This window comes from Altibacter sp. (assembly GCF_019913785.1).
Classification (GTDB): Bacteria; Bacteroidota; Bacteroidia; order Flavobacteriales; family Flavobacteriaceae; genus Altibacter.
On the sequence record NZ_JAIOHK010000021.1, the window covers coordinates 1 to 24439 of the forward strand.

Sequence of the window (24439 nt, forward strand, 5' to 3'; positions counted from 1 at the left end):
AGTAGCAGACCAAACTATTGAAGCTACAAATTCTCAAGTAAATATTTCTCATCTTGCTACAGGAACTTACGTAATGAAAGTTGCTGTTAACGGTCAAGTTGGAACGTATAAACTTGTGAAAGAGTAATTTTTTTCAATCTAATTTTAAAGCCATCCGTCGTTGACGGGTGGCTTTTTTTTTGATTAACTTTGCCCTTTATGAAGCTATACTTTTCTTTTATTATACCGGTCTATGACCGTCCCGAAGAAGTAAAGGAACTACTTGATAGTTTCAGTGCCTTAAATTTTAAACAGCAATTTGAAATCGTTATTGTTGAAGACGGCTCTAACATATCCTCCGCCGATGTTGTTCAAACTTTTGCCAATGAGCTCGAAATTTCATACTATGTGAAAGAGAATACGGGGCCCGGTGATTCCAGAAACTATGGAATGTCCAAGGCGAAGGGAAACTATTTTATTATTCTGGATTCGGACTGTATACTGCCATCGCATTATCTTACAACGGTTCACGATTTTTTAGAGCAGCAGTACTACCATTGCTTTGGTGGGGCAGATGCGGCTCACGAAAGTTTTACAAACCTTCAAAAGGCGATTAACTATGTAATGACTTCTTTTTTGACCACAGGAGGTATACGTGGCAGCGAAAAAAGCATCAGTCGTTTTGAGCCCAGAAGTTTTAATATGGGGATTTCAAAGGAAGCTTTTTTAAAGACTGGTGGTTTTGCTAAAATACATCCTGGAGAAGACCCCGATCTCTCGCAGAGAATGTTAAAGGCAGGGTTTAAAACAACGTTTTTGCCAAATGCATTTGTATATCACAAACGCCGAATTTCTTGGAAGAAGTTCTATACTCAGGTGAGAAAATTTGGTCTTGTGCGACCCATTTTAAATTCTTGGCACCCGGAAGCTTCAAAAATTACTTTTTGGCTGCCCTCGATTTTTGTATGTTTTATTGGTTTCACGATCATTGCTAGCTCTTTATGGCATCCTTTGGCCTTACTTCCTTTATCAATATATCTGCTTCTCATATTTTGTGATGCGAGTGTAAAAAATAAAAGTTTGATAATTGGAGGACTTTCAGTATTTGCAGTATTCGTTCAATTCTTCGGCTATGGCTTGGCTTTTCTTCAATCAAATTTTTACATTAATTTCTTAAAAAGAGACCCCAAAAAGCAATTTCCTAAATTGTTTTTTAAGTAATTTTAACGATATACTCTCTACATGAAAAATAAAAGAAGCAATAAAAACTCCAAGATTAAATCGTTTCTTTTCTTTTTGTTGTTGGCTATCGTTTTTTGGGGACTTACAAAGTTGTCCAGACAATACACTTCAGCAGCAATGGCCAAAATTGAATACGTTCACATTCCTGATGGAATCGAGGTAGATGATAATAATCCTAAGGTAATTTCTTTTGAAATGACGGCCAATGGTTTTGCGTTTTTGATGTATAAACTTACAGAACCTAGCTTGAAAATAGATATTGGTTCTTTTTATACTGAAGGAGATGAAAAAATAACTATTAGAGAGGAACAACTCATATTACTACTTACTGCTGGAATGAAGAAGAATCTTTCAATATCTGCACTTTCGAAAAATGAACTATCCATAACACTTAGTAAAATTGTTTCGAGAACGGTTCCTATAATCGGAAATACAAATTTTACCTTTAAAGAAGGATACGGAACTCGAGATAGTTTGAAACTTCAACCCGATTCGATTCGAGTTTTCGGCCCCTCGTCAATAGTGAATAAAATTAATGCCATCAATACCAAGCTAATCTCGAAGGCAGATATCGAAGATGATATATCTATAACAGTTCCATTGGTACTTCCCGATAACAAAAAAATTTCCCTTGAAGCGAATGAGGTGTTGCTAGAACTGAAGGTAACTGAATTTACACAAATGCAGTTGGCAGTTCCTATAGAGGTCGTGAATGTGCCAAGCGATCTTACTGTTAAGATTATTCCTGAAGTTACCCAGATTTCGTTTATAATTTCAGTCGATGACTTCAATACAATTTCTGCAACCGATTTTAAGCTTATCTGCGACTATAGCGAAAGAGATACTTCGAACAATTCGATGCGCCCCAAACTAATAAGACAACCAAAATACATAAGTAAGGTTGAATTCCTTGATAGAAGTATTGATTTTCTTATCTTTAAGTAATTCTGAACAGATAAAATCGTGATTTTTTGAAAATTGTAGGTCTTACCGGTGGTATTGGAAGTGGAAAAACCACAGTGGCCGGCCTTTTTAAAGAATTGGGAGCCCCGGTCTATATCGCCGATGTAGAAGCAAAAAAGCTGTCAAATTCATCTAAAATCATACGTCGGAAGCTCATTCAACTCCTGGGAGAAAAGGCCTATACGCACGGGGGCCTTAATAGGAAATTTGTGGCAGATAAAATATTCAAGGATCCAATTTTACTCAAAAGTGTAAACGAGATTATTCATCCGAAGGTGGCCCAGCACTTTAAAAGATGGGTTAAAAGACAAAATGCTTCGTATTGTATTAAAGAGGCAGCGATCCTTTTTGAAAATGGCGAGTATATTAATTGTGATCTCAACATATTAGTGGTTGCTCCAAAGGCAGAACGCATTAGAAGAGTAATACAGCGGGATGCGACTACGAAAGAGGCTGTTCTCGAAAGAATGTCGCATCAATGGTCTGATGCAAAAAAACAAAAACTGGCAGATTTTGTTATTAAAAATCAAAACTTGGAATCTACACAAAAACAAGTTCAAAAAATCCACAATACCTTGATAAGAAAAGGAATTTGAACTGCTTGCTTCATTTTGTTAACATTTGGTTAAATGGAAAGCCGCCTAAATGTTAAAATCTTATTTTTGAGGTATGAACAAAAAGCTATTTGCAATTCTAATAGCCTTAATGACGCTATCATTATTGGGTATCATCTTTGTTCAAGGATATTGGATTACCAATGCGTATCAAACTAAGGAAGATCAATTCACTTTTAACGTACGACAATCACTTATTTCTGTTTCAAGCAAGATTCAGATGCGAGAATTGGAAGACTATTATACGGTATATAGTGGCTATGTTGACAGTATCAACGCGCCGGATAATGTAAATTTTAGTGAACTTATCTATACAACCAGTGACAATATAAATAACGAAACCTATATTTTCTCTGATGGAATCTTGGAAGAGGATTATAAACTCTCTTCAAATTTTTTAGATACTGAAGTGGATAGTATACAATTTAAAAAAATCACTAATAAAAAGAGTAAGACTAGATTGGTGCTAGGTATCGACGGTAGCGGAGCACCCGCTAAGAATACGGTCGAATCGTTTAGCAGGCTAAAAGATTATGAGCGGAATCAATTCGATGAAATGTTTAAGAATATTTCAGCTAAAACGCCTATACATAAACGTGTTACCGGTAAAGAACTCGAAGATGAACTAAAAAAGGATCTTGCAGAGCGCGGGGTAACTTCAAAATTTGAATATGCAGTGTATAGTAACAATCTCTCGACGAAGATCAAATCGAGAAATTTTGAATTAAATCCCGATAATACCTATGAAACCCCTTTGTTCGAAAATGAAGAAATGCAAACGAACTATATGTTGCATGTAAACTTTTCGGGAAAGAAGAAGGAAGTACTCAGTTCTATTCTAGGAATGGCAGTCTTGTCATTAGTATTTACCGGGGTAATTATTTTGGCCTATTCAAGTGCATTGTCGCAATTATTTAAACAACGTCAAATTTCACAGATAAAATCCGATTTCATTAATAATATGACTCACGAGTTCAAAACCCCAATTGCCACTATAAACCTAGCGTTGGATGCCCTGAAGAACCCAAAGGTTAAAGACAACCAAGAGTTTTTGACAAGATACTTAGGAATGATACGCGATGAAAATAGAAGAATGCATGCACAGGTAGAGAATGTGTTGCGAATTTCAAAATTAGAGAAGAACGAATTGGATCTGCCTAAGGAACGACTTAAACTGCATGATATTCTCGAAAAATCCATTTCACATGTTAGCCTTATGGTGGAAGATAGAGGAGGGTATATCGCCACCCATTTTGGCGCTCTGAAAACATCGGTTTTAGGAAATGAATCGCACCTTACTAATGTATTGGTAAATATTTTTGACAATGCAATCAAGTACTCAGAAGATAGCCCGAAGATTGACGTGTATACTGAAAATGTAAAGAACAGTGTCATCCTCAAAATACGGGACCAAGGGATGGGTATGAGCAAGGCGGTGCAAAAAAGAATATTTGAAAAATTTTACCGGGAAGCTACCGGAGATATACATAACGTTAAGGGACATGGTCTTGGTTTAGCGTATGTAAAACGAATCCTTGACGATCACGATGCAGAAATATTTGTAGAGAGTGAGAAAGAAAAGGGAAGTACATTTATAATAAAACTACACTTAATATCTTAAATTATGGAAACAGAAAACAAAAAAATTCTTCTCGTAGAAGACGATCCAAATTTTGGCACGGTACTTAAAGATTACCTTGCTATGAATGATTACCAGGTTACCCATGCGAAAAATGGAATGGAGGGCTTTGAAAAATTTAAGAAAGATGATTACGACCTTTGTATTCTTGATGTTATGATGCCGTATAAGGATGGCTTTACTCTTGCTAAGGAAATTAGAGAGAAGAATGAAGACGTCCCAATCATTTTTTTGACGGCGAAAGCCATGAAGGAAGATGTATTAAAAGGTTATAAAGTGGGAGCAGATGATTACCTGAACAAGCCGTTCGACAGTGAGGTGCTGCTTATGAAGATTAAGGCTATTATTCAACGTAAGGCGACCGATTCGATTGCCGACAGTAAACAATTTGAGTTTAACGTTGGAAATTTTCACCTGAATTCGAAACTGCGTTTCCTAACTTTTAAAAAGGAGACCCCTATTAAGCTGTCACCTAAAGAAAATGAGTTACTGCGCCTATTGGCATTGCATAAGAACGATTTGATGCCTCGAGAGTTGGCACTTACCAAAATATGGAGAGATGATAATTATTTTACTTCTCGAAGTATGGATGTGTACATCGCAAAATTGCGTAAGTATTTAGGTAAAGATGACGGAGTAGAGATTGTTAATATCCATGGAGAAGGTTTCCGTTTGGTTGTTAAGGATGAGGTTGACCAATAATTTAAGTGTTGTATAAGTGTAAAAAAAGTCCTATTTATAGGACTTTTTTTCTTTTATGAAGGAAATAATTTCGTTTTCGGTTTCTTGATAATCAAACCAGTGAATCATTTCATTTTTACGAAGCCAGGTAAGTTGTCGTTTTGCAAATCGGCGGGTGTTTTTCTTAATTTCTTCTATAGCCTGCTCCAGTTTTAGCCTCCCTTCAAAAAACTGAAACAATTCCTGATAACCCACAGTTTGCAGAGCGTTTAATGCCTTGTTGGGGTATAAATCCTCAGCCTCTTGAACAAGGCCGTTCGCTATCATTTCATCAACGCGCTTGTTGATGCGTTTATAGATGGTAGCTCTTTCCGCAGTTAAACCAATATACAGTACTTCGAAATTGCGTTGGGTGTTGTTTTTTTTCAGAAAGGAAGAATACGGTTTTCCCGAACTTCGATATACTTCTAAAGCCCTAATTAATCTGTGGGCATTGTGAATATCCACCTTGTCAAAATAGGAGGGATCCACTTGTTCCAATTCCTTTTGTAATGGTTCGATGCCGTGAATTTCGTATTCAGCATTTAATTGTGTCCGTATTTCTGAAGCAATATCAGGAAAGCTGTCCAGACCGTTCACAACAGCGTCGACATACAATCCGGAACCTCCTGCTATTACCACCACTTCATGCTGTTGGAACAATTCTTCAAGTTTTTGTATAGCCTCCCGTTCGAACTCACCAACACTATAGGGTTCGAATATGCTTTTATTCTGAATAAAATGGTGGGGAACCGCAGCGAGCTCTTCAGCAGTAGGCACCGCAGTGCCTATAGTCATCTCCGCAAAGAACTGCCGTGAATCGGCCGAAATAATCTCGGTTGTAAAGGCTTTGGCAATTGCTATTGCTAGCGATGTCTTTCCAATGGCAGTAGGGCCTACCACACAAATAAGTAAGGGTTTTTTCAAATCGGTTAAAATTCATCTTCTGGATCCAACATTTCGCCGCAACGGTGACAGTAATCTGCATCGTCACGATGCTTAAGCGCACCACAACTCCAACACGCATGCGTATTTACATGAACGTAGCTGGGGTCGTCCTGATTCTTCTTTTCCATGGACTTCGCGTATTCGGCACTCACAATTCCTGTTGGCACGGCAATAATGCCGTATCCCATAATCATAATGATAGCAGCTATAAACTGGCCCATTGGTGTCACAGGGGCAATATCACCAAATCCAACGGTGGTAAGTGTGACGATACACCAATAAACACTTGCCGGAATACTCTTAAAACCGCTGGCTTCTCCTTCAATGAGATACATTAAAGTCCCAGCTATGATCGAGATAATGAGCACTGCAAAAAGGAAAATAAAAATCTTTGGTCGACTATCGCGTAGTGCTTTTACTAGCTTATTAGACTCTCCCACATAACGTGTTACCTTTAAAATACGAAATACCCTGAGTAATCGTAACGCCCTAACCGTTAATAAATAATTACTTCCTACAAGAATAAAGGACAAATACAGCGGAATGGTTGATAAAAAATCGATAATGCCGTAAAAACTAAAAATATATTTAGAAGGCTTCTTTATCGTAATAATCCGGGCAATATACTCGAAAGTAAAAAATATAGTAATTACCCATTCACCAATATATAACACCTGATGAAAACGTTCGTCTATGGTCCTAACGCTTTCCAACATGACAAACAATACACTCAATAGAATTAGAATGAGAAGTATCACATCGAATAATTTTCCCAAAGGCGTATCTGCCTCATAGATTATTCGATGCAACTTTCTTTTCCAGTCTCCTTGAAAAAAATGCTTGACTTTTTCCTTAAAAGATTCTTGTTGCTGGTCGTTGGTTTCCAAGTTGTGTTTTTTCAATCTTTTAAAAATAAGGAACTTTCCTTACATAGTTGCCTCTTGGGGCAAGTTTACAATCTTCAACACCTTATTCTTTCTCAAGTAACTCTGAATAATGTGTTGCGCATCTCGGTTATTTGCCATCGGACTTATAATCGATCTTAGTATATCGGGATTATTGATTTGATAGTTCAAGTTAAAAAAACCAAACCCTCTATAAATCCCATTTTCAATTAATATAACCGAACGTTCATCCACTTCTCGTCCTTTGTCTATAATGAGCATATGATTGTTTTCGTAGCTGTTCTTTTCTAAGAACCGCAATACCCTTCCATTGTATTCTTCAATCGCTTCCTTGCCAATACATGCTCCATAGCATTCTTTAACTCCAAAGGCAAAACAACTTTGCTGTGTTTGATGTAGACCCGTAAGTTTCTGGCATAGCTGAAATTCTTCAGTGATCTTGTACACGGCAGATTTAGCTTGCTGATAGTTGGTAAAGGTGGTAATTGCATTTTTTCGGCCATCTGCCTTTTCAATACGAAGATTCAGATACCCTATCTCATCGGTAAAGGAAGAAAGTTGATAGCTAAACAAAGTTTTGCGCAACGCTCGGTTGAATACTGGTTTATTCTGCTTTATTTCTTCACTTTCCTTCAGCTGAGCAATTAGATCATTACCGGTTTCTTCGTAGGTGACCGCCGCTACCTCTAACTGAATTTTTTTCGATTTTCGATTATCATTTGTAAAATGCTGTACCAGTCGCTTTTTTATATTTTTACTCTTCCCAATATAAATCACCGTACCATCCTTTTTATGCATATAATAGACTCCGGTAGTGGGTGGCGCAGTTTCAATAATATCCAATAACTTGGGTTCCAATTGACGTTTTGGATCTTTCCGAACCGAAGTTTGAATAATTTCTTTTGAAGTGTCTTTCGCCAATAGCATTTTAAACAACGAAACGGTGGCCTTAGCATCTCCCTGTGCTCGGTGGCGGTCGCTTATGGGAATTCCAAGTGAGCGCACCAATTTCCCTAAACTATAGGAGGGTAAATCGGGCAATAATTTCTTAGATAGCTCGACCGTACAAAGGGTATCCAATTCGAAGGGATAGCCTAAGCGATCAAATTCGGTAGTGAGAATTCGATTGTCAAATTGTGCATTGTGTGCTACTAGGATACAGTCTTGCGTTATTTCTATAATTCGCTTGGCCACTTCGTAGAATTTAGGAGCGTTCCGAAGCATTTCGGTGGAAATACCTGTTAGGTTAACGACAAACGGTTGGATCTTTCTTTCGGGATTGACTAAACTGCAAAACTGATCTACAATTTTATGTCCGTCAAATCGGTAAATGGCAATCTCTGTAATTCCTTCTTCATTATATTTCCCTCCGGTAGTTTCTATGTCTAAGATTGCGTACATTAATTTTTTTAGTATTCTTAATCGATTTTTGTAAGATATGGGTGTCAACGCTCGATTTCAATTCGAACTATGCAAAAGCAGTTGGTCTAACCTAATAATTTCGCTCCCCAAAAATAGCACTTCCCACTCGGATCATGGTACTGCCATTTGCAATGGCCAACATATAATCACCACTCATTCCCATGGACAAGGTAGTAAATTGATAGGTATTTTTATGAGCGTCAAAAAACTTTTTTAGTTTCTGAAATTCATGGGTAAGTTGTTTGGTGTCTTCGGTAAAGGTCGCCATTCCCATAAGCCCGGTAATTTTGACATGATGAAGTTCTTCCACTTCTGAAGCATTCAATAATGTCAAGGCTTCAGCTTCGGACATTCCAAACTTGCTGTCCTCTTCGGCAATTTTAACCTGAAGCAAACAATTTATCACTCGAGTGTTTTTTTCAGCTTCCTTGTTTATCTCTTTCAGCAGCTTTAAGGAATCCACTGCGTGAATTAAAGAGACAAATGGTGCCATGTATTTCACTTTGTTTCGTTGGACATGACCAATCATATGCCATTCAACATCTTCGGGCATTTCCTGCCACTTGGATTCCATTTCCTGAATTTTATTCTCGCCAAATATACGCTGTCCCGCGTGATACGCCTCCATCAAAGCAGGTATGGGTTTTGTTTTAGAAACGGCTACCAAGGTAACATCCTTCGGTATCGTGTTTAGTAAGCTTTTTAAATTTTCTGAAATGCTCATACTAGAATTCGTAGATTGTGACTCCGCTTCGGAGTTTGGGTTCAATATACGTACTTTTGGGAGGCATTTTTAAGCCCTCATTGGCAATTTGCTTCAACTCGTCAATATGCGTTGGAACCAATCCGAATCCCACCTTAAATTCGCCTTTATCCACAAGGGTCTTCACGTGTACTAGGTCGTTTTTCCCATGTGAATATTCAATACGGTAGTCATTTCGAAGGTCTTCAATACCCAGAATGGGTTTCAGAACCGTTTCAAATAAAATTTGCGTGTCTAAAGCATCCAGGGCATTGTTAATTTGATAATTGTTTTTCCGAAGGTATAAGGAGTAGAACTGTCCATCCAGATACATGCTAAAATGATGCTTTTTGGAGGGTTTGTAATATTCTTCCCCACGGTTCTCAATACGAAAGATGGCATCGAGGGCAATCAAAAACTCTTCCTTCGAAAGGCCATTGAGATCTTTTATAATTCGGTTGAATTCATAGATCTTTAGATCACTTTCCGGTATGAGAAAACTCATAAAATAGTTATAGGCCTCTTTTCCTGTATGGTTTTTGTTTTCAGATGTAAGCACTTCCGATAGCAGATAAGAAGAGGAGGACCTATGATGACCATCTGCAATGTAGAGGGTATCCATTTCAGCAAAAATATCAGCGACTTGCCGGACCATAGTAGGATCGTCTATATTCCACAAATAGTGGGTATCGCGATATGTAGTAGTGAATTCATATTCGGCTCTATCCTTCATGACTGTTTCAATAATGGTGGCGAGCGCATCATGATCGGGATAGGTAATAAGTACCGGTTCGGCATTAAACCCAACTGTTTTTAAATAATTTACAAAAATGGTTTCTTTGAATTCTAAAGTGTTTTCGTGTTTTTTAATGACATCGGTCTTATAATCTTCAGTACTGGCAGCGGCAACAATTCCGTTGAACACGAGCCCTTCACGATTTACGATCTTGTAAATGTAAAAGGAAGGCTTTTCGTCTTGTATAAAAATGCCTTCTTCTTTAAATTCCTGATAACGGTTTTTAACTAGGTTATAACGTTCTTCTCCAGCGATCTCTTTTTGGTATTTATATCCCGGATTGATAATGTGTAAAAACGAAAACGGATTATCCCTAAGACGTGATTCCACCTGCGCTGGCGAATAGCTGTCATAGGAGCGTGCGGCTAGTAAACTAACTTTATCTCTTGTTGGACGAACAGCTCTAAACGGAATTATTTTTGCCATGGGGATTTCGTGTTCACAGATTACTTATTTAAACATATCTGCAACTTTTTCGGCACGTCTACTCTCAGAATAATCATAAAAGCCTTCACCGCTCTTAATTCCAAATTTTCCGGCCATTACCATGTTTACCAACAACGGACAAGGAGCATATTTTGGGTTTTTAAAACCGTCGTACATCACTTTTAAAATAGAAAGGCATACATCCAAACCAATAAAATCGGCCAGTTGCAAAGGCCCCATGGGATGTGCCATTCCTAATTTCATCACGGTATCGATTTCCTGTACGCCGGCGACCCCATTATATAAGGTTTCAATCGCCTCGTTGATCATGGGCATTAAGATACGGTTGGCCACAAAGCCGGGATAATCGTTTACTTCTACAGGCACTTTGTTAAGTTTTTCCGAAAGGCTTTTTACCGTATTATAGGTTTCGGCACTCGTACTGTACCCCTTGATGATTTCTACCAGTTTCATGATCGGCACCGGATTCATAAAATGCATCCCAATCACCATTTGTGGTCTTGAAGTAGCCGCTCCAATTTGTGTAATGGAAATAGACGAGGTATTACTCGCCAAAATCGTATCATCCGGACAGAATTTATCAAGATCCTTGAATATTTTCAGTTTTAGATCTAGGTTTTCTGTAGCCGCTTCAACAACCAAACTGGCATATTCCACACCTTCCTCAAGATTGGTATAGGTAGAGATATTTTTTAGCGTACGTTGTTTATCGGCCTCCGTGATGGATTCCTTGGCGACCATACGGTCTAGGTTTTTGGTAATGGTGGCCAACCCTTTGTCTAATGAGGCTTGGGAGACGTCAATCAATTGTACTTTATAGTCAAACTGAGCAAACGTGTGGGCAATTCCGTTTCCCATGGTCCCTGCTCCAATAACAGCTACATTCTTCATGTTTTAGTTCTGATTTATAAAATTATATCTTTTTAAAATTTTCGATAATCTGCATGGCTACGCGCAAGGCTTCCGTTCCTTGTGTTAACGATACAATGGGGGTAGTATTATTATTTATGGCATCGGCGAATGCTTCCAACTCGTCTAAAATTGCATTGTTCGATTCAACCTCAGGATTGTCGAAATAAATCTGTTTTTTCACGCCCTCGGCATTGGTGAGTATCATGGCAAAATCGTCCGGTTGTTCGGGAGCGTCCTTCATTTTCACCACTTCACATTTTTTCTCTAAAAAGTCAACTGAAATGTATGCGTCTCGTTGAAAGAAACGTGCTTTTCGCATCTTTTTCAGCGAAATACGACTTGCGGTTAGATTGGCCACACAGCCGTTTTCAAATTCGATACGGGCGTTGGCGATATCCGGCGTTTCACTAATGACTGAAACACCACTTGCATTAATATGCTTCACTTTGCTATTCACGACACTCAAAATAGCGTCGATGTCATGTATCATCAAATCTAGAACCACCGAAACATCGGTTCCACGGGGATTGAATTCGGCTAGGCGATGAGCCTCGATAAACATTGGGTTATCGATCATGTGGTTTACGGCCATAAAGGCCGGATTAAAGCGCTCTACATGGCCTACTTGCCCCCGTACCCCTTTGGTTTTGGCCAGATCGCGAATAATATTGGCTTCTGCTACCGTATGGGTAATGGGTTTTTCGATAAATAAATGCTTACCGGCTTTAATCACTTTTTCCGCACATTCGAAATGATGGATGGTAGGAGTGACCACATCGACCATATCACAGGCAGCGATAAGCGCATCCATAGACGGAAAGCTTTTATAACCGAGTTCGGCTTCAATTTTTGCAGCAGCTTCCGCATCAGCGTCGAAAAAACCGACCAATTCGTATTTTGAGGATTGATGTAGTAACTTGAGATGTATTTTTCCGAGGTGACCGGCCCCCAGAACTCCTGCTTTTAGCATGGGCGTTAGTTTTCCACAAATGTAAGGGATTCCGCAGAAATTAGGAAGCTTAGGAACCGATTTACATTTTTCGGAATTTTTAAAATTTTGGCGTTTGATTATTGCTACATTCTTTCCATCTTTGTGACTATGAATGATACCTTTACCCATAAGGGCATGCGGAAGCGATTGGTGGACACTCTTAAGAAGAAGGGTATTGCCGATAAAGCAGTGTTACAGGCCATAAATACAATTCCAAGACACCTGTTTATGGACTCAGGCTTTGTGGATCACGCCTATGTAGATAAGGCATTTCCCATCGCTGCCGATCAGACCATTTCACAACCCTATACCGTCGCGCGCCAAACCGAGCTACTAGAAGTGGAAAAGGGCGATAAAATTTTGGAAATAGGAACAGGTAGTGGGTATCAAACTGCTGTTTTACTGGAGCTGGGCGCGATTGTGTATTCAATTGAACGTCAAAATGAATTGTTTAAAAAAACGAAGTTGTTTCTCCCAAAATTAGGTTACAGAGCTAAAAAGCTCATTTTTGGTGATGGTTATATTGGTTTTGAAGCTGCCGCACCCTATGATGGTATTCTCGTTACAGCAGGGGCTCCCTTTGTTCCGAAACCCTTGTTGTCGCAATTAAAAATAGGTGGGCGATTGGTTATTCCTGTTGGAGATGATGTTCAGATTATGACAGTGTTTACTAGAACCTCCGAAACAGAATTTGAAAAGGAGGAGTATGGAGAATACCGATTTGTACCACTTTTAGGTGATAAGGAATAACTATTTATTTTTCCAGCGTTCTAATCTTGGAATACCTGTAGCAAAAATCCTGGCCAAGAATCCGGGGAATCCTTGTTCTTTCATTTTTTCAATACAGAAAGCTTTCATCTCGGTAGCCGAAAAATCAGGTTGTGTAAATGCTCCATTCACATAGCAATAACTACAGTACAACGAACTTTTTGTACCATCTTTATTTGTACCTCCCTTTTCAGGATCCTTGCTAAATGGCATCCCACAACTTTGACAATTTTTGTAGGTCTTCATATACATTTCAATTTTAGTACACTAAATAAAATTACAGTTTTCTGTCTGAAAAAGATATGATCAATGTCAGCACTTTTCAAATAGGTCCGTTTTAGAGCGAATTTATAAAAGATTACCAAATCCCGGCATAGTCTAAGGCTTCCTCGGTCTGCGCATCAAGGTATTCGTATTTGAGTCGGATAATTTGTCGCAGATGCAAATAATCATGCGCTACCCAATTAGCTAGCAAGCGGATCGCCGGGACAGCGCCAACTTTAGGATGTAAATAGGGAGTGTCCCAATTTGATTTCTTTAACTTATCCAACCACCTAATAGAAGCTTCTCGCTCTGCTAAAAACTTTATAAGCATAGAATTATAATCTTGCTTTATATATGCACGTTCCGCTACCCATGCAGGTGGGTCGATCTTAGGCCACTCTTTAGAGGCGTCTTCAAGGGTACTTTGGATTCTCGCTCGAAAATCTTCACGCTCTTCGTCGTATAAATGACAAACAACTTCAAGTAAGCACCATTTTTCATGGGTAGGTTTCCACAAGTACTCTTTTTCAGGAATGCCCTGTAACAGTGATTCGAAAACCGTTTTGTTTCTTTTCAATTCTTGTATATGTGGTGATATCTTCATTCAGATTTTAATTTTAACAAAACGAAACCCAATACAACCAACCAGATCATACTGGAAGGAGCAGCAAGCGATAGTATTTTTAGGAAAGGCAGAAAAACACCAAAGAAACACAAGAACAACAAACAACCATTTAAAATTGCCCAATAATACAGCCATTTTGGAATTAGATTTTCGTGCTTCAACACAAAGGCCATAAAGGAATGTCCCACTATAATTACGAAAAAGGGACCTATAAAATTATTAATCACTTCCCACTGATAAACACTTAAGGCACTATAGAGTTCCAAGGTATTTTCTGCAGCCGAATTAGACGTCAGGATAATGTGATTCATAAGACTTAGGTGGTGTACTATTGCTGCCACCACAACAGGAACGCCTATTAAATATCCAGCCAAGGATATATTCTTTTGCCAACAAGATGGTGTGCTAAGGCGATTCAGCGAAATACCCACAAGCAACATAGAGGAGAATCCTAAAATAGGCAATATGGCAATACAACGCGACAATTCTGGACTCGCCCGAACATTTTCCATCCAGGATAGAATGGAGCCCCCATTGAGTGCATCGTGAATAAAAAGAATTCCTTTAAGTTCAGAGGTAATAGCAAAAGTAAGAATGCAAAGTCCTGCAAAAATTGCAGCGAAACCACTCATTCGAATAGTCCCCTTGCGAGACGGATATACGCTTTCCATAATTCAAAAGTAATAGTTAGTAAATACTAACTTAAAGATAATGAATTAGTTGAAAATATTTGTTGAATTTTTAAAAAGTGAAATTTTAAAATAAACGGGTTATTCTTTGAGCATTTTCGACATTGAATCGAGACATGGACTCACATCGAAGTAGAAGCCTTCAATCCCGTATTCATTTTCTCCTAAGGTCAAATAATCATAGTGCTCTATCAAACTTTGTGAACCACCAAATTCGAAGCCCAAAATATTGAGCAGATCATATTCGTGAGCTGTAAAGATCACATAAAAGGAAGTCTCCTTGGTCATTCCATCACCCGAACTCATTAAGGCATCAATCACCGAGGTCATCTGGATGACCTTCGCTTCGAACAAGGCCTGTTCTCCATTTTTTTCAAGGGCATATAGCTGATAATTCAAAGTTCGAATGTCAAACGGATTTTCGGCTAAAACGGCATCGCCAAAGGCGATGATTTTATCGAGTTCGGCTTTGCTGTGCGCTTTAAGCTGAAGTACATCCCGTATACTATCTGAATAGCTGGAGTGACTGTACGGAGAATACTCGGATTGGAAGGAATAGCCGTAGTATAAACTTCTTTTTTCTTCTAAAGTCAAAGTAGAATCTGCATTTTTAAATCGATTCATAAGTGATTCATAAAAAAGATTTGATTTTTTATCTTTGATTTTCTTTTCAATTTTTTTGTAATCCGGTTTCTCAAATTCCCAGGACTGAGCAGATACAACGACACTAAAAAACAACAAAAAGAAAACAATGCTAAGTCTCATAACCTATAATTTATTCTTTAGAAAAAGGATATTTCATAAAGTGTAACGCTATTCGTGCTTTAATATTCTTTAGAAGGAATAATTAAAATACGCAATATCCTTGGCGCATTTCTCAGCAACTAACGCCTTGCTCTTTTCGGTATAATAGTCTTGATAATTTTTTTTGGCGGTGTTATTAAGCACCGGAATTTCAAACAAAGGCAATTGCAATTCATCAAAAAGGGTTTTTACCGAAGCCTCAAAATCCTCGAAAGGATAAAGCAAGAGTTCCTCTTGCGAGCGATAGGGTGAGGTAAGATACTCTAACTGATTATAATGAAAGCTACCTTCCGCAAGGGCAATGGCCTCGTCAGTTTCTACAAACTGCTCTAGTTTTTTACGTTCAGTTTCCAAATCCTGTGGATTCCATTTATGGAAGAGTGCATACCATGAAAGCAATCTGTCCCAAGGGTTGCGCACAATAGATATTACACGGTAGTCAGGGTATTTTTGCAGTAATTCAACTTCCTCTGAAAGCACATTGCCATGTTGGGATACACAGTGAAGTTTGTTGCCAATCTCGTGCCGCAACAAATTAACAAGTGTTGTACCACCGGTTCTATGAATATGGATAAAAATAAATTTTTGGTGGTGCGAATAGAACATGCAGGCTTTTAATTCAAAAGTTTAAATGTAATAAGATTTTTCAATACGCAGGTTACACTATGCTGCCAACCATCAATCAAATAACCCCAAGAACTTCAGTCCGAAGATAAACGCGCCATCACTGCCACCATTATAATACGAACGCACATAATCCAAACGCAACAAACGGTATTTTCCAAAACCAAGATTGTCTATACCCACAGAAAACTCGGTATAGGGTTTATTGTTTTCAATACTTAGCAAATGTGCTCCGGCGACCAAATTAAAATTAAGTTGGTTGATTCCCGGAATTTTCCCCAAGATCCAACCTCTAAAATCGTGTTCTAGATGTCCTTCAAAATATGACTTATTTGTACTTAAGGCATAATAGGGCAAAAGATTAAAGACGCTGGTGTAGTTGGGCGATGTACCAATTCGTGTCTGATTTCCATTGAAATGCTTATAATCCACAAATGAAATACCATCTCCGTTAAGAAAGGTACCCCCATTGAAACGATAGGTTAAATCCCCCTTATTACCCACTTTAACGGTTTGGAACAAACTACCGCTTAACTGACTGTAATCGTATCCTGCTTCGGAAGCACCCATGCCATTTTCAAATGAAATGGAAAGCGCCGGATATTTATTATTTCCCAGATTGAATTTACCGTCGGGGTAGGTCATGTATTTTTGTCCGAAGGTAATATGCGCCGTCAGTTGGGATTTTACGAGTTCGTGTTTTATGATTCCCGCATTGTTAAAATTGGTTGGATCTACAGGATTGTTGGATGTATACCTTGTCTTTTCTGAAGGAAGCGTCACATAATCGGTGGTATTGAAAAGTGGTTTACGCTGTTCGTAACCTACAGTAGCCGTTACCCGGAGACCGTTAAACAGCTCCTGACCATAGCCGAAGCGACCGTAATTAAGTTCATAGACCTTCATATAATTTCGCTCAAAGAAAAGTGATGCCACACTATTGATAAGAGGCAGAATAGGTTCGGAACTATTGAATTGAACCACTTCGCTTCCTCCTGAGAGGGCTATGCGCAACCGACTTGTTCTATTGAAATTCTTTACAATACCTCCATGAAATCGCAGTCGGTCTTCCGAAATGCCGTATCTGGCCTTCGCAAAGATATTGAGCCATCGAGTGCGATTTTCATCGTAGCTCTTTGAAAAATTAAGGCCTATGCCGCCATTCCATCCTTGTACCGTATTGAAATTAATACCCGGAAAAATTCCTTCATACGTGAGGTCCCATTTTTTATAACTGTTTTCGAAGGAATAACCGGTGATAGGATCTAATATCCTGAATTTGTTGTTCTTTCGATCTATGGAATCTAAATAGGTTTTCGACTTTCGAAGTGTTTGAATACTGTCTTTTTTGATGTAATCATTCAATTCTTCATCGGTGAGTGGCACAGGGCGCGTACCTTTCCAAAACAGGCTGTCTTTTTTATTGGCTTCGGGTTCAAATTTTAACACCTCGTTCGTAAAGGATTTTTTATCGAAATCGGGATTGAAATCGTAATTGCTATAGACCGCTATAAACCGGCCGTCGCCATTAAATCCAAAAAAGCCGAAACCGAAATCAATGGTTTGAGAGATCTTGACCCAAAAGGTATTTGTGGTATCGAATTTAAAATTCTGTTTGAAGATCAATTCAGAAATAAAAGGTACTTGAATGGCTTGGCCTGTTGTAGTAAGGTCCACTCCGTATAGCTGCCAATCATCTTCCACTATATAAATGGTTCCTTTCCACACCCTGTCATTTGGGCGTTTTGGGGTGACGATGATTTTGTTGATGAGCTTACTGCCCTCATAAAATACACCGTCCAATTTGTATTTATAATAACTGAAGGCATTGTTGGCAATAGGAGAAACAAGCGATGCATTCAAGCTAATGGTGTTTTCGTAAAATGAAAAATTAGCATCTTGGGCGCTGTTAAAACTGAAGCCATTGTCATTGCCGCTTACTTTGCTGGCGATGATCTTTTCCTTGAAATCGTCCGGTTTTTGGTAGGCAATTTCACTAATGGTTTCGCTTAAATAGATAATACCCGTGCGTGTAGAATCCAACTGTCCGTCAAAATCACCCACTTCCTGACCCATAAACTTTTCCGGGATGCTATCGACGCGCCAAATGCCACGGGAGTAGAAGTCGGCTTTGAATTCAGAAATCTTTTCGAGGTTGATCTTTCGTCTGTCTATTGTTTCGCGAATGATTCGGTAGGCGGGATCTTCTTTGGAAGAGATAACCACTTCGGATAAACTGGTGGATTCTTCCCGCATAGTAACATTCAGCAGTAAGGGTTTTCCGGAAGCAATTTTAATTTCTTTAACAATAGTAGTAAAACCTAAAAACTGAAAGATGACTTTATAGTTACCTGTTGTAACATCGAGTTTATAATTTCCATCATCGTTGGTTGTTGTTCCGGAGTAGCTATTTTCAAGGTAGATATTTACGAAAGGAAGGGGTTCTCCTTGGGTGTTGGTTACCTTACCAATGAGTTGCGATTTACCAAGAAAGGGGAATATTAGTAAAAGAAAAAATAAATAATACTTCATACAACGGTTGTGTCTATTCAAAAAGACGAAGATATTTTTAAAAAGGTTGTCTGTTTAATATAAATTTAGGAAAAAAGGGAAAATAGAGTAGATACTTAATTATTAAACGCCTTCTTGATTCTACTTAGATCTCTTTTGGTATCCCGCTCTTTCATGGTTTCTCGTTTGTCGTATTGTTTTTTACCTCTGGCCAGTGCAATTCGAAGTTTGGCTAAGCCCTTTTCATTTGTAAACAATAATAAGGGGACGATAGTTAAACCCGAGTTCTTTACTTCTTTTTCCAGCTTTTTTAATTCGTTTCGGTTAAGCAGCAATTTTCGGGCTTTTTTTGGATCGTGATTAAAATGCGTCGCATGGGAATATTCCTGTACCGTCATATTAATGACAAACAACTCACCTTTGCTATTAAATTCGCAAAAACTTTCAGCAATAGAGGCTTTACCTTCTCGAATGGCTTTGATCTCGGTTCCAGCCAATACAATGCCCGCCGTATAAGTATCGAGCAACTCGTATTCGAATTTGGCTTTTTTATTCTTTATTTTGACGTCTTTTTGAAGTGCCATAGGAGCGCAAAAATAGTAATAATTATTCTTGGGGCGGTGCGATCCTGTCTAAACGTACAGGAGAATAATCGGTTTGTAGTTCTCCCTTTACCAAAACCGCTTCAAAATAACATTTTACTCCCACCGAAGTCATATGATTGGGGCCATCCTGAATATGTATGTGCAAGTGTGGTTCGGTCGAATTACCCGAATTGCCACAATTACCAAGATACTGTCCCTTTTTTACCAATTGCCCTTCTTTCACTTTGAGGGTCTCTTTTTCAAAATGGGCGTAGACAATGTATTCGTCATTAGCGGTTTTTAACGTAATACTGTTTCCAAGTGCCTGAGCAGGATTCATTTCTCCGGGCTTGTTGTCTTCTACCCCCGTTATTACCTGGACCACTTCCGCATCACATACAGCGTATAAAGGTTGTCCAAAGGCGTAGTAGTCTTCATTTCGAGTGCCACTGCGATCATAGGAGCGACCATTTTTTCCGATAATTAAGAAGTCGAAGGCATTTTTTTGTGTCTTAGAGATTACATGATAATTCTGTGCTTTGGAGTCGCCACCCCAAACGGTAAACCACTCTCCTTTGAATGGAAGTCCCAAGGCCGTACTATTTCGATCAAGTTTTGCTACTATATTTTCTTCTTCAGCAGGTAAAAATCGCAGGCCATTCAACCTTAGGTTTTCGTCAAGGGATAGTGATATGTTCTGTTTTCCATTTTCAAACTGTGCCTCATAGACTTCAGTAGCACCTTCTGTTTTGAGATATTTGTAGGATAAAATACTACCTAAATTTGAATGAAATGTTTTTACGATTGCCGACACATTTTCAAATCCCAATTTGGTTTGCATATTGTCGTCCATCATTTCAAATACCGCCTGCTCATCTTGTGCGTTGAAGTAGGTTTTAAAATCTTCGAGCGCTTGTTGATAGGTTGCTAACTGCGAGTAACACGTGATTGTAAAAAGAAAGATCGCGATGGTTTGAATGGTTCTCATATAGGTGTGTAAATTGAATACAACAAATTAGTTATCGCATTGTGCATTTTGTTACTAACGAAAACTTGAAACTTAAATTGAGTCGAACCTGAAAGCGATGCTAAAATTCGTTAATCAAGAGTTAAGATTTGGGACTTTTTAATTCCCTCAGTGAGTGTAACCACATAGACACTGCTGTTGTCGTTATCATCCATATCGGTATATTTTTCTTCTCCAATAATGGCATTGACGAATTGTGGAGTAGTATTGCTATGTCCCGCGACCAAGACTGTTTTTCCTTCGGTTAATTGTTGAAATTCTTCCGAATACATTTCACTTGGATCATAGGTTTGAACTTCAAGATTTTTATCTGTCGCTACGAATTGAACAGTTTGTCGAGTTCGGTTATAGTTGGTGGAGAAGATCAGATCCAAATCCACATTTTTAAAAAAAGTCGCGTAGTTTTTAGCTCTTTCTAAGCCTATTTCAGTAAGTTTAGGATCACTGTTGTTAGGATCGCTGCGATCTTTTTCGGCATGACGAATCAAATAATAGGTCGTGATGGATGTTTCGACGGCTGTCATCTCGGCACGCTGTTTTTTATCCACTGAATCACAAGAGCTGGAAAAAAAAGAAATGGTCAATAAAATGAAAAGGTATCGCACAGTATTTGATTTTGAAAATTAAATATACAAAATCCAAAACCAATGCATGTTCGTTTTCGTATATCTGTATAATGAACGTTTTTTGAACGTGAGGTTTAAGAAGCTTATAGCAAGTATGCTGTGAAAAGGAAGAATCCCTCTCTACCAATCTTTATAGGGACAGGAGGGATTCTGATTATAGGTTTTGAAGAATAGTCGTTACCGAATAGGATACAGCGACTATGGTGATACATGCAATGTAAATTCCCAATACCCGGTTGTATCTTTTTTGAGTTTGTGTTTTCATGATATTTGTTTATTGGTGTACATAAAGAAGACGAGTGAAGTCACTTTTTTGTTACACCTAGAACAAAAAATAATTTTGTAACGCCTTAAAAACTAATCGTCTAAGGTGTAGTTGAAGAATCCTATAAGCATCTCATCGGTACTCTGAATCCCAAATCTTACTTCTTTTTCAGGATCGGGGTTGAAGGGATTTTGATAGGTATTGTCATAAATGCCTTCGACAATAATCTTCGAACCTTTTGGTATGGATTTAGGTACTTTTAATTGATACAATCGCTGCCAGTTGAAACTGAAATCGGGTACCGAAACAATAGTTTCTTTGGTGCCATCGGGATATTGCACCGAAAATGTGATGCTCTTTCCGCGATAGTGCATGTGTGGCACGACATAGTGAAGTTTTATATCGCGCTGTATAGAATCTACCACGCTAAGTCTTATGTTTTTTCCGAAAGGGGGAATTGCGAATTCGGTATTGGAAGGTGCTAATGAATAGAATTCTTTTTCGGGGGGTGTTTCGTGATAATACAATCCAATTTTTGTTTGGTCACTCTCTTCCTTACCAGTCGTGGTATAGTGAATTTGCAAGGTGAGCTCTGTATTCTTCGGAATAAAAACCCCGGAGCCTTCCGGAAAAAAGGTTGCCTGAACTCCGCCACCACCTAAGGCTATGAAATTATCGGTCCATTTCCGAATCTCCCGTCCGGTAATGGGACTAATTTGATTCCTTTCCGTATTCGTAACTACAATGTGATGCACCACTTTGCTATTTCCGGGTTGAATTTCTATACCGCGTAACCATTTATCTTCTGTATTGTTCAACCTCGCTTTTTGATAGCGATATGATATCACGCCCGTAGCCGGTAGTTTTTCTTCGCTTAGGGTAACTATTTCATCCGGTGGTCCTTTTTGCCAGACTTTTGTCAAAGGTGTAATGGCGGTAAGGATATCTTCCCCAGTCCCTCGTTTTAAGCCATTATCGATCCATGCTACAATCTTTCGCGCATTGGAATCTTCCAAAGCCAATGAATGCTCGAATTCTCCTATATACGGATCGGCTTTCCATGGCGGCATTCGTTTGCTGAGCAATACTTGTTTCATCATGGAGGACCAACCCACAATCTTGTCGTAGTCGGTCATTGCCCAAGGAGCTATTCCTCCCACGATATGACATTTTACACATTTTTGATGAAGGATAGGGGCGATGTCTTGTGTATAGCTTAGGCTGTCTTCCGAATTGATTTTCGACAAGCGCGTAACGGTACAGCCTCGAGTCATTTGTTGCTGGTGTTTTAGCGGCTTTTTGTCTAAAATAGCCTCCAACGCATCTTTCAAATAGGTTGCGGTCGCAACATTTTTTTGGGCCTCATAATCCATTCGATTGTCGATTGGACCCCTAAATAAAATTTCACGAGTGGTAGGGTGGAGGACAATCGCTTCAGCCGTCATAGTTATATTCAAAGCATCTGCCATTAATTGAGCCGAATCGTCCAACACCGGAACTTGAAATTTATAGTTGAACGCTTCTTGCTGAATACTATCCCGATGATCTTGAATATTGCTGTTCAGCATAAAGAAAGCGAATCCTTTTGAGGTATATTCCGAAACGATTTTGTTAAAATCGGGCAGCGCACTTCTAACAATCGGGCAACCATTCCCTTGGACCCATAGCACTATAGCTTTGCTATCATTATAATAAGAGAGTCGGTGAAAGCCCCCGGTTTCATCGTACAAGGCATAATCATTGGTTCGGCTATCCGCCATAGGCTTAGGTTTGTTGGTACAACCAATCCATGTCAAAAAAACCGCACCAAAGAAAACGACTCTGAACACAATGAAACTTTTTACAAAAAAAACTAAAAACTACAGTATATGAGTAGATTATATCAAAAAATTGCAAAGTATTTAATAACTTAGAAGTATTAATATTAAATAGATAGCTATGAAAATAAATTACGTTACTTCAATAAAGCAAGGGTTCTTTATTTGTTTCCTTTTTTTGGGAACACTGGCAGTTGCCCAATCTAATCAGGAAAACGCTGGATGTGTAGACCCTGTTATCACAGACACATCGGGTCCCGGCACAATTTGCGAAGGTGAAACAGCCTCGCTAACCGCTACCCATAATGGTGATAATGTAAACTGGTTTGATGCTGCCAGTGGTGGTAATCTAGTTGGGACAGGATCGCCATTTGTCACAGATCCGTTAAGTTCTACTACATCCTTTTGGGCTGAAGCCTTCGTTGGAGCTTCCGGAACACCACAAACAGGGGGAGCACGTGTGGCCCCAACCAATACAACGGCGTCGGCCGTGGTAAATGTTACCAGTCCATGGGGATTGGCATTTGACGCCACAGAAGATTTTACGATCAACTCGGTAGATGTTTACTTGGCTTCGTCCAGCCCCGGAGATATTGTAATGCAGTTAAAAGACAACGGACTTAACATCATGGAACAGCTTACTGTTTCGGCTCCTGCCGGGAACTCGACCACTCCCGTTCAGTTTACGGTAAATTTAGATTTCTTCGTTCCTGCGGGAACCGATTATAATCTGGTGGCGGAAAGCAGCCCGGTAATGGTGAGAGAATTTTCCAGTGGACATCCCGGATTTCCATATCCAATAGGAACATCGGGTAGTGTATTTGGAGGTACCATAAATGATAATGATACCAATGCCACGGTATATTACTTTTTTTATAACTGGACCTTCACACCCGGTGTGGTTTGTACATCAGATAGAGTAGAAGAAGTAGTAACCGTTACACCGGCACCCGCAATGCCCACAGGGGATAGTGCTCAGAACTTTACAGCTGGTCAAACGCTGGCCGACTTGGATGTAACGGGGCAGAATCTAACTTGGTATTCAGATGCCGGTGGTACGAATGTCATTCCAGATTCCACACCGTTGGTCGATGGGACTACCTATTATGTTAGTCAGACCGTGGGTGGTTGTGAGAGTGAATTGTTAGCAATTACTGTTACTGAAATTTTAGGAGTTGAAGATGAATCTCTAGAAGGTCTTCGGTATTATCCGAATCCGGTGGGTGACGTATTGACCCTGTCGAATAATCAAAATCTGAAGCGTATATCTATTATGAATATGTTAGGTCAAGAAGTGCTTTCGAAAATAGTTGATGATTCATCTATTGCAATTGACCTTTCCAATTTTACCAGTGGTTCCTATTTCTTGCAAGTAGAAACCGAATTTGGATCAAAAGTCATTAAGCTGGTGAAAGAATAAAAGTTTCAAATAAAAAAACCACCTGTTGCACATGCAACAGGTGGTTTTCAACTAACCAACCAATCATGAATGCGTTTTTAAAAGGAACGCTAACC

At 39.0% G+C, this 24439-nt stretch carries 25 protein-coding genes; 8 read left to right on the top strand and 17 right to left on the bottom strand.

Translation table 11 applies throughout. The features are described from left to right. The first annotated feature begins 16 nt into the window (after positions 1 to 16). The 6 genes from K8F54_RS13925 (at position 17) to K8F54_RS02600 (ending at position 5139) form a co-directional block, all read left to right on the top strand. A complete protein-coding gene (locus K8F54_RS13925; protein WP_363299139.1) occupies positions 17 to 127 on the top strand; it encodes a T9SS type A sorting domain-containing protein in 111 nt (36 codons plus the stop codon). A 71-nt stretch (positions 128 to 198) separates the two neighbouring features. Next, a complete protein-coding gene (locus K8F54_RS02580; protein ID WP_290786596.1) occupies positions 199 to 1200 on the top strand; it encodes a glycosyltransferase in 1002 nt (333 codons plus the stop codon). A 21-nt stretch (positions 1201 to 1221) separates the two neighbouring features. Then, positions 1222 to 2166, top strand: coding sequence for a YbbR-like domain-containing protein (locus K8F54_RS02585; protein ID WP_290786598.1), 945 nt, complete (start codon positions 1222 to 1224; stop codon positions 2164 to 2166). Between the two features lie 26 nt (positions 2167 to 2192). Continuing rightward, positions 2193 to 2780 (top strand): dephospho-CoA kinase, encoded by a 588-nt coding sequence (gene coaE, locus K8F54_RS02590; RefSeq protein WP_290786600.1) that lies wholly within the window; start codon positions 2193 to 2195, stop codon positions 2778 to 2780. A gap of 73 nt (positions 2781 to 2853) precedes the next feature. Next, positions 2854 to 4419: a HAMP domain-containing sensor histidine kinase gene (locus K8F54_RS02595; RefSeq protein ID WP_290786602.1), complete on the top strand. Its 1566-nt coding sequence runs from the start codon at positions 2854 to 2856 to the stop codon at positions 4417 to 4419. A 3-nt stretch (positions 4420 to 4422) separates the two neighbouring features. Then, positions 4423 to 5139: a response regulator transcription factor gene (locus tag K8F54_RS02600; RefSeq protein ID WP_290786604.1), complete on the top strand. Its 717-nt coding sequence runs from the start codon at positions 4423 to 4425 to the stop codon at positions 5137 to 5139. A 30-nt stretch (positions 5140 to 5169) separates the two neighbouring features. Here the strand turns inward: K8F54_RS02600 and miaA are convergent, their stop codons facing one another. The 7 genes from miaA to K8F54_RS02635 all read right to left on the bottom strand — a co-directional run bounded on the left by miaA (position 5170) and on the right by K8F54_RS02635 (position 12299). Continuing rightward, the gene (miaA, locus tag K8F54_RS02605; protein ID WP_290786606.1) at positions 5170 to 6084 is read right to left on the bottom strand and encodes a tRNA (adenosine(37)-N6)-dimethylallyltransferase MiaA; all 915 of its coding nucleotides are present in this window, start codon (positions 6082 to 6084) and stop codon (positions 5170 to 5172) included. 5 nt (positions 6085 to 6089) lie between these two features. Continuing rightward, positions 6090 to 6914, bottom strand: coding sequence for an ion transporter (locus K8F54_RS02610; protein WP_290786720.1), 825 nt, complete (start codon positions 6912 to 6914; stop codon positions 6090 to 6092). A 117-nt stretch (positions 6915 to 7031) separates the two neighbouring features. Beyond that, a complete protein-coding gene (locus K8F54_RS02615) occupies positions 7032 to 8426 on the bottom strand; it encodes an exonuclease domain-containing protein (RefSeq protein ID WP_290786723.1) in 1395 nt (464 codons plus the stop codon). A gap of 76 nt (positions 8427 to 8502) precedes the next feature. Then, entirely contained in the window at positions 8503 to 9156 is a 654-nt protein-coding gene (locus K8F54_RS02620; RefSeq protein WP_290786607.1) for a YggS family pyridoxal phosphate-dependent enzyme, read from the bottom strand. Between the two features lies 1 nt (position 9157). Beyond that, entirely contained in the window at positions 9158 to 10396 is a 1239-nt protein-coding gene (locus tag K8F54_RS02625) for a DUF1015 domain-containing protein (protein ID WP_290786609.1), read from the bottom strand. 24 nt (positions 10397 to 10420) lie between these two features. After that, positions 10421 to 11308, bottom strand: a complete 888-nt coding sequence (locus K8F54_RS02630) for a 3-hydroxybutyryl-CoA dehydrogenase (RefSeq protein WP_290786611.1) — start codon at positions 11306 to 11308, stop codon at positions 10421 to 10423. 22 nt (positions 11309 to 11330) lie between these two features. Beyond that, the gene (locus K8F54_RS02635; protein ID WP_290786613.1) at positions 11331 to 12299 is read right to left on the bottom strand and encodes a Gfo/Idh/MocA family oxidoreductase; all 969 of its coding nucleotides are present in this window, start codon (positions 12297 to 12299) and stop codon (positions 11331 to 11333) included. A gap of 129 nt (positions 12300 to 12428) precedes the next feature. On the opposite strand from K8F54_RS02635, the gene K8F54_RS02640 reads away from it, so the two are divergent. Next, positions 12429 to 13070, top strand: a complete 642-nt coding sequence (locus tag K8F54_RS02640; RefSeq protein WP_290786616.1) for a protein-L-isoaspartate(D-aspartate) O-methyltransferase — start codon at positions 12429 to 12431, stop codon at positions 13068 to 13070. Here K8F54_RS02640 and K8F54_RS02645 read toward each other — a convergent pair whose 3' ends face one another. From K8F54_RS02645 to K8F54_RS02690, 10 genes are all read right to left on the bottom strand, one after another. Continuing rightward, entirely contained in the window at positions 13071 to 13334 is a 264-nt protein-coding gene (locus tag K8F54_RS02645) for a zinc ribbon domain-containing protein (RefSeq protein WP_290786618.1), read from the bottom strand. Between the two features lie 112 nt (positions 13335 to 13446). Next, positions 13447 to 13956 carry a DinB family protein gene (locus K8F54_RS02650; RefSeq protein ID WP_290786620.1) on the bottom strand — a complete coding sequence of 170 codons (510 nt, stop codon included), beginning with the start codon at positions 13954 to 13956 and terminating at the stop codon, positions 13447 to 13449. Next, positions 13953 to 14648 carry a hypothetical protein gene (locus K8F54_RS02655; protein WP_290786622.1) on the bottom strand — a complete coding sequence of 232 codons (696 nt, stop codon included), beginning with the start codon at positions 14646 to 14648 and terminating at the stop codon, positions 13953 to 13955. The genes K8F54_RS02650 and K8F54_RS02655 overlap by 4 nt, the downstream gene beginning before the upstream one ends. Before the next feature lie 99 nt (positions 14649 to 14747). Beyond that, on the bottom strand, positions 14748 to 15431 hold the full coding sequence (locus K8F54_RS02660) for a DUF4919 domain-containing protein (protein ID WP_290786624.1): 684 nt from the start codon (positions 15429 to 15431) through the stop codon (positions 14748 to 14750). A gap of 69 nt (positions 15432 to 15500) precedes the next feature. Beyond that, positions 15501 to 16076 carry a sulfotransferase domain-containing protein gene (locus K8F54_RS02665; protein WP_290786626.1) on the bottom strand — a complete coding sequence of 192 codons (576 nt, stop codon included), beginning with the start codon at positions 16074 to 16076 and terminating at the stop codon, positions 15501 to 15503. 72 nt (positions 16077 to 16148) lie between these two features. After that, positions 16149 to 18626 carry a DUF5686 and carboxypeptidase regulatory-like domain-containing protein gene (locus K8F54_RS02670; protein WP_290786629.1) on the bottom strand — a complete coding sequence of 826 codons (2478 nt, stop codon included), beginning with the start codon at positions 18624 to 18626 and terminating at the stop codon, positions 16149 to 16151. A gap of 95 nt (positions 18627 to 18721) precedes the next feature. Beyond that, positions 18722 to 19189, bottom strand: a complete 468-nt coding sequence (gene smpB, locus K8F54_RS02675) for an SsrA-binding protein SmpB (protein WP_290786631.1) — start codon at positions 19187 to 19189, stop codon at positions 18722 to 18724. Between the two features lie 22 nt (positions 19190 to 19211). Then, positions 19212 to 20177, bottom strand: a complete 966-nt coding sequence (locus tag K8F54_RS02680; protein WP_290786633.1) for a peptidoglycan DD-metalloendopeptidase family protein — start codon at positions 20175 to 20177, stop codon at positions 19212 to 19214. A gap of 110 nt (positions 20178 to 20287) precedes the next feature. After that, a complete protein-coding gene (locus tag K8F54_RS02685; protein WP_290786634.1) occupies positions 20288 to 20821 on the bottom strand; it encodes a histidine phosphatase family protein in 534 nt (177 codons plus the stop codon). 378 nt (positions 20822 to 21199) lie between these two features. Further along, entirely contained in the window at positions 21200 to 22867 is a 1668-nt protein-coding gene (locus K8F54_RS02690; RefSeq protein WP_290786636.1) for a redoxin domain-containing protein, read from the bottom strand. A gap of 178 nt (positions 22868 to 23045) precedes the next feature. Between K8F54_RS02690 and K8F54_RS02695 the strand changes: the two genes are divergently transcribed. Beyond that, entirely contained in the window at positions 23046 to 24344 is a 1299-nt protein-coding gene (locus K8F54_RS02695) for a T9SS type A sorting domain-containing protein (RefSeq protein WP_290786638.1), read from the top strand. The last annotated feature ends 95 nt before the right edge of the window (positions 24345 to 24439 follow it).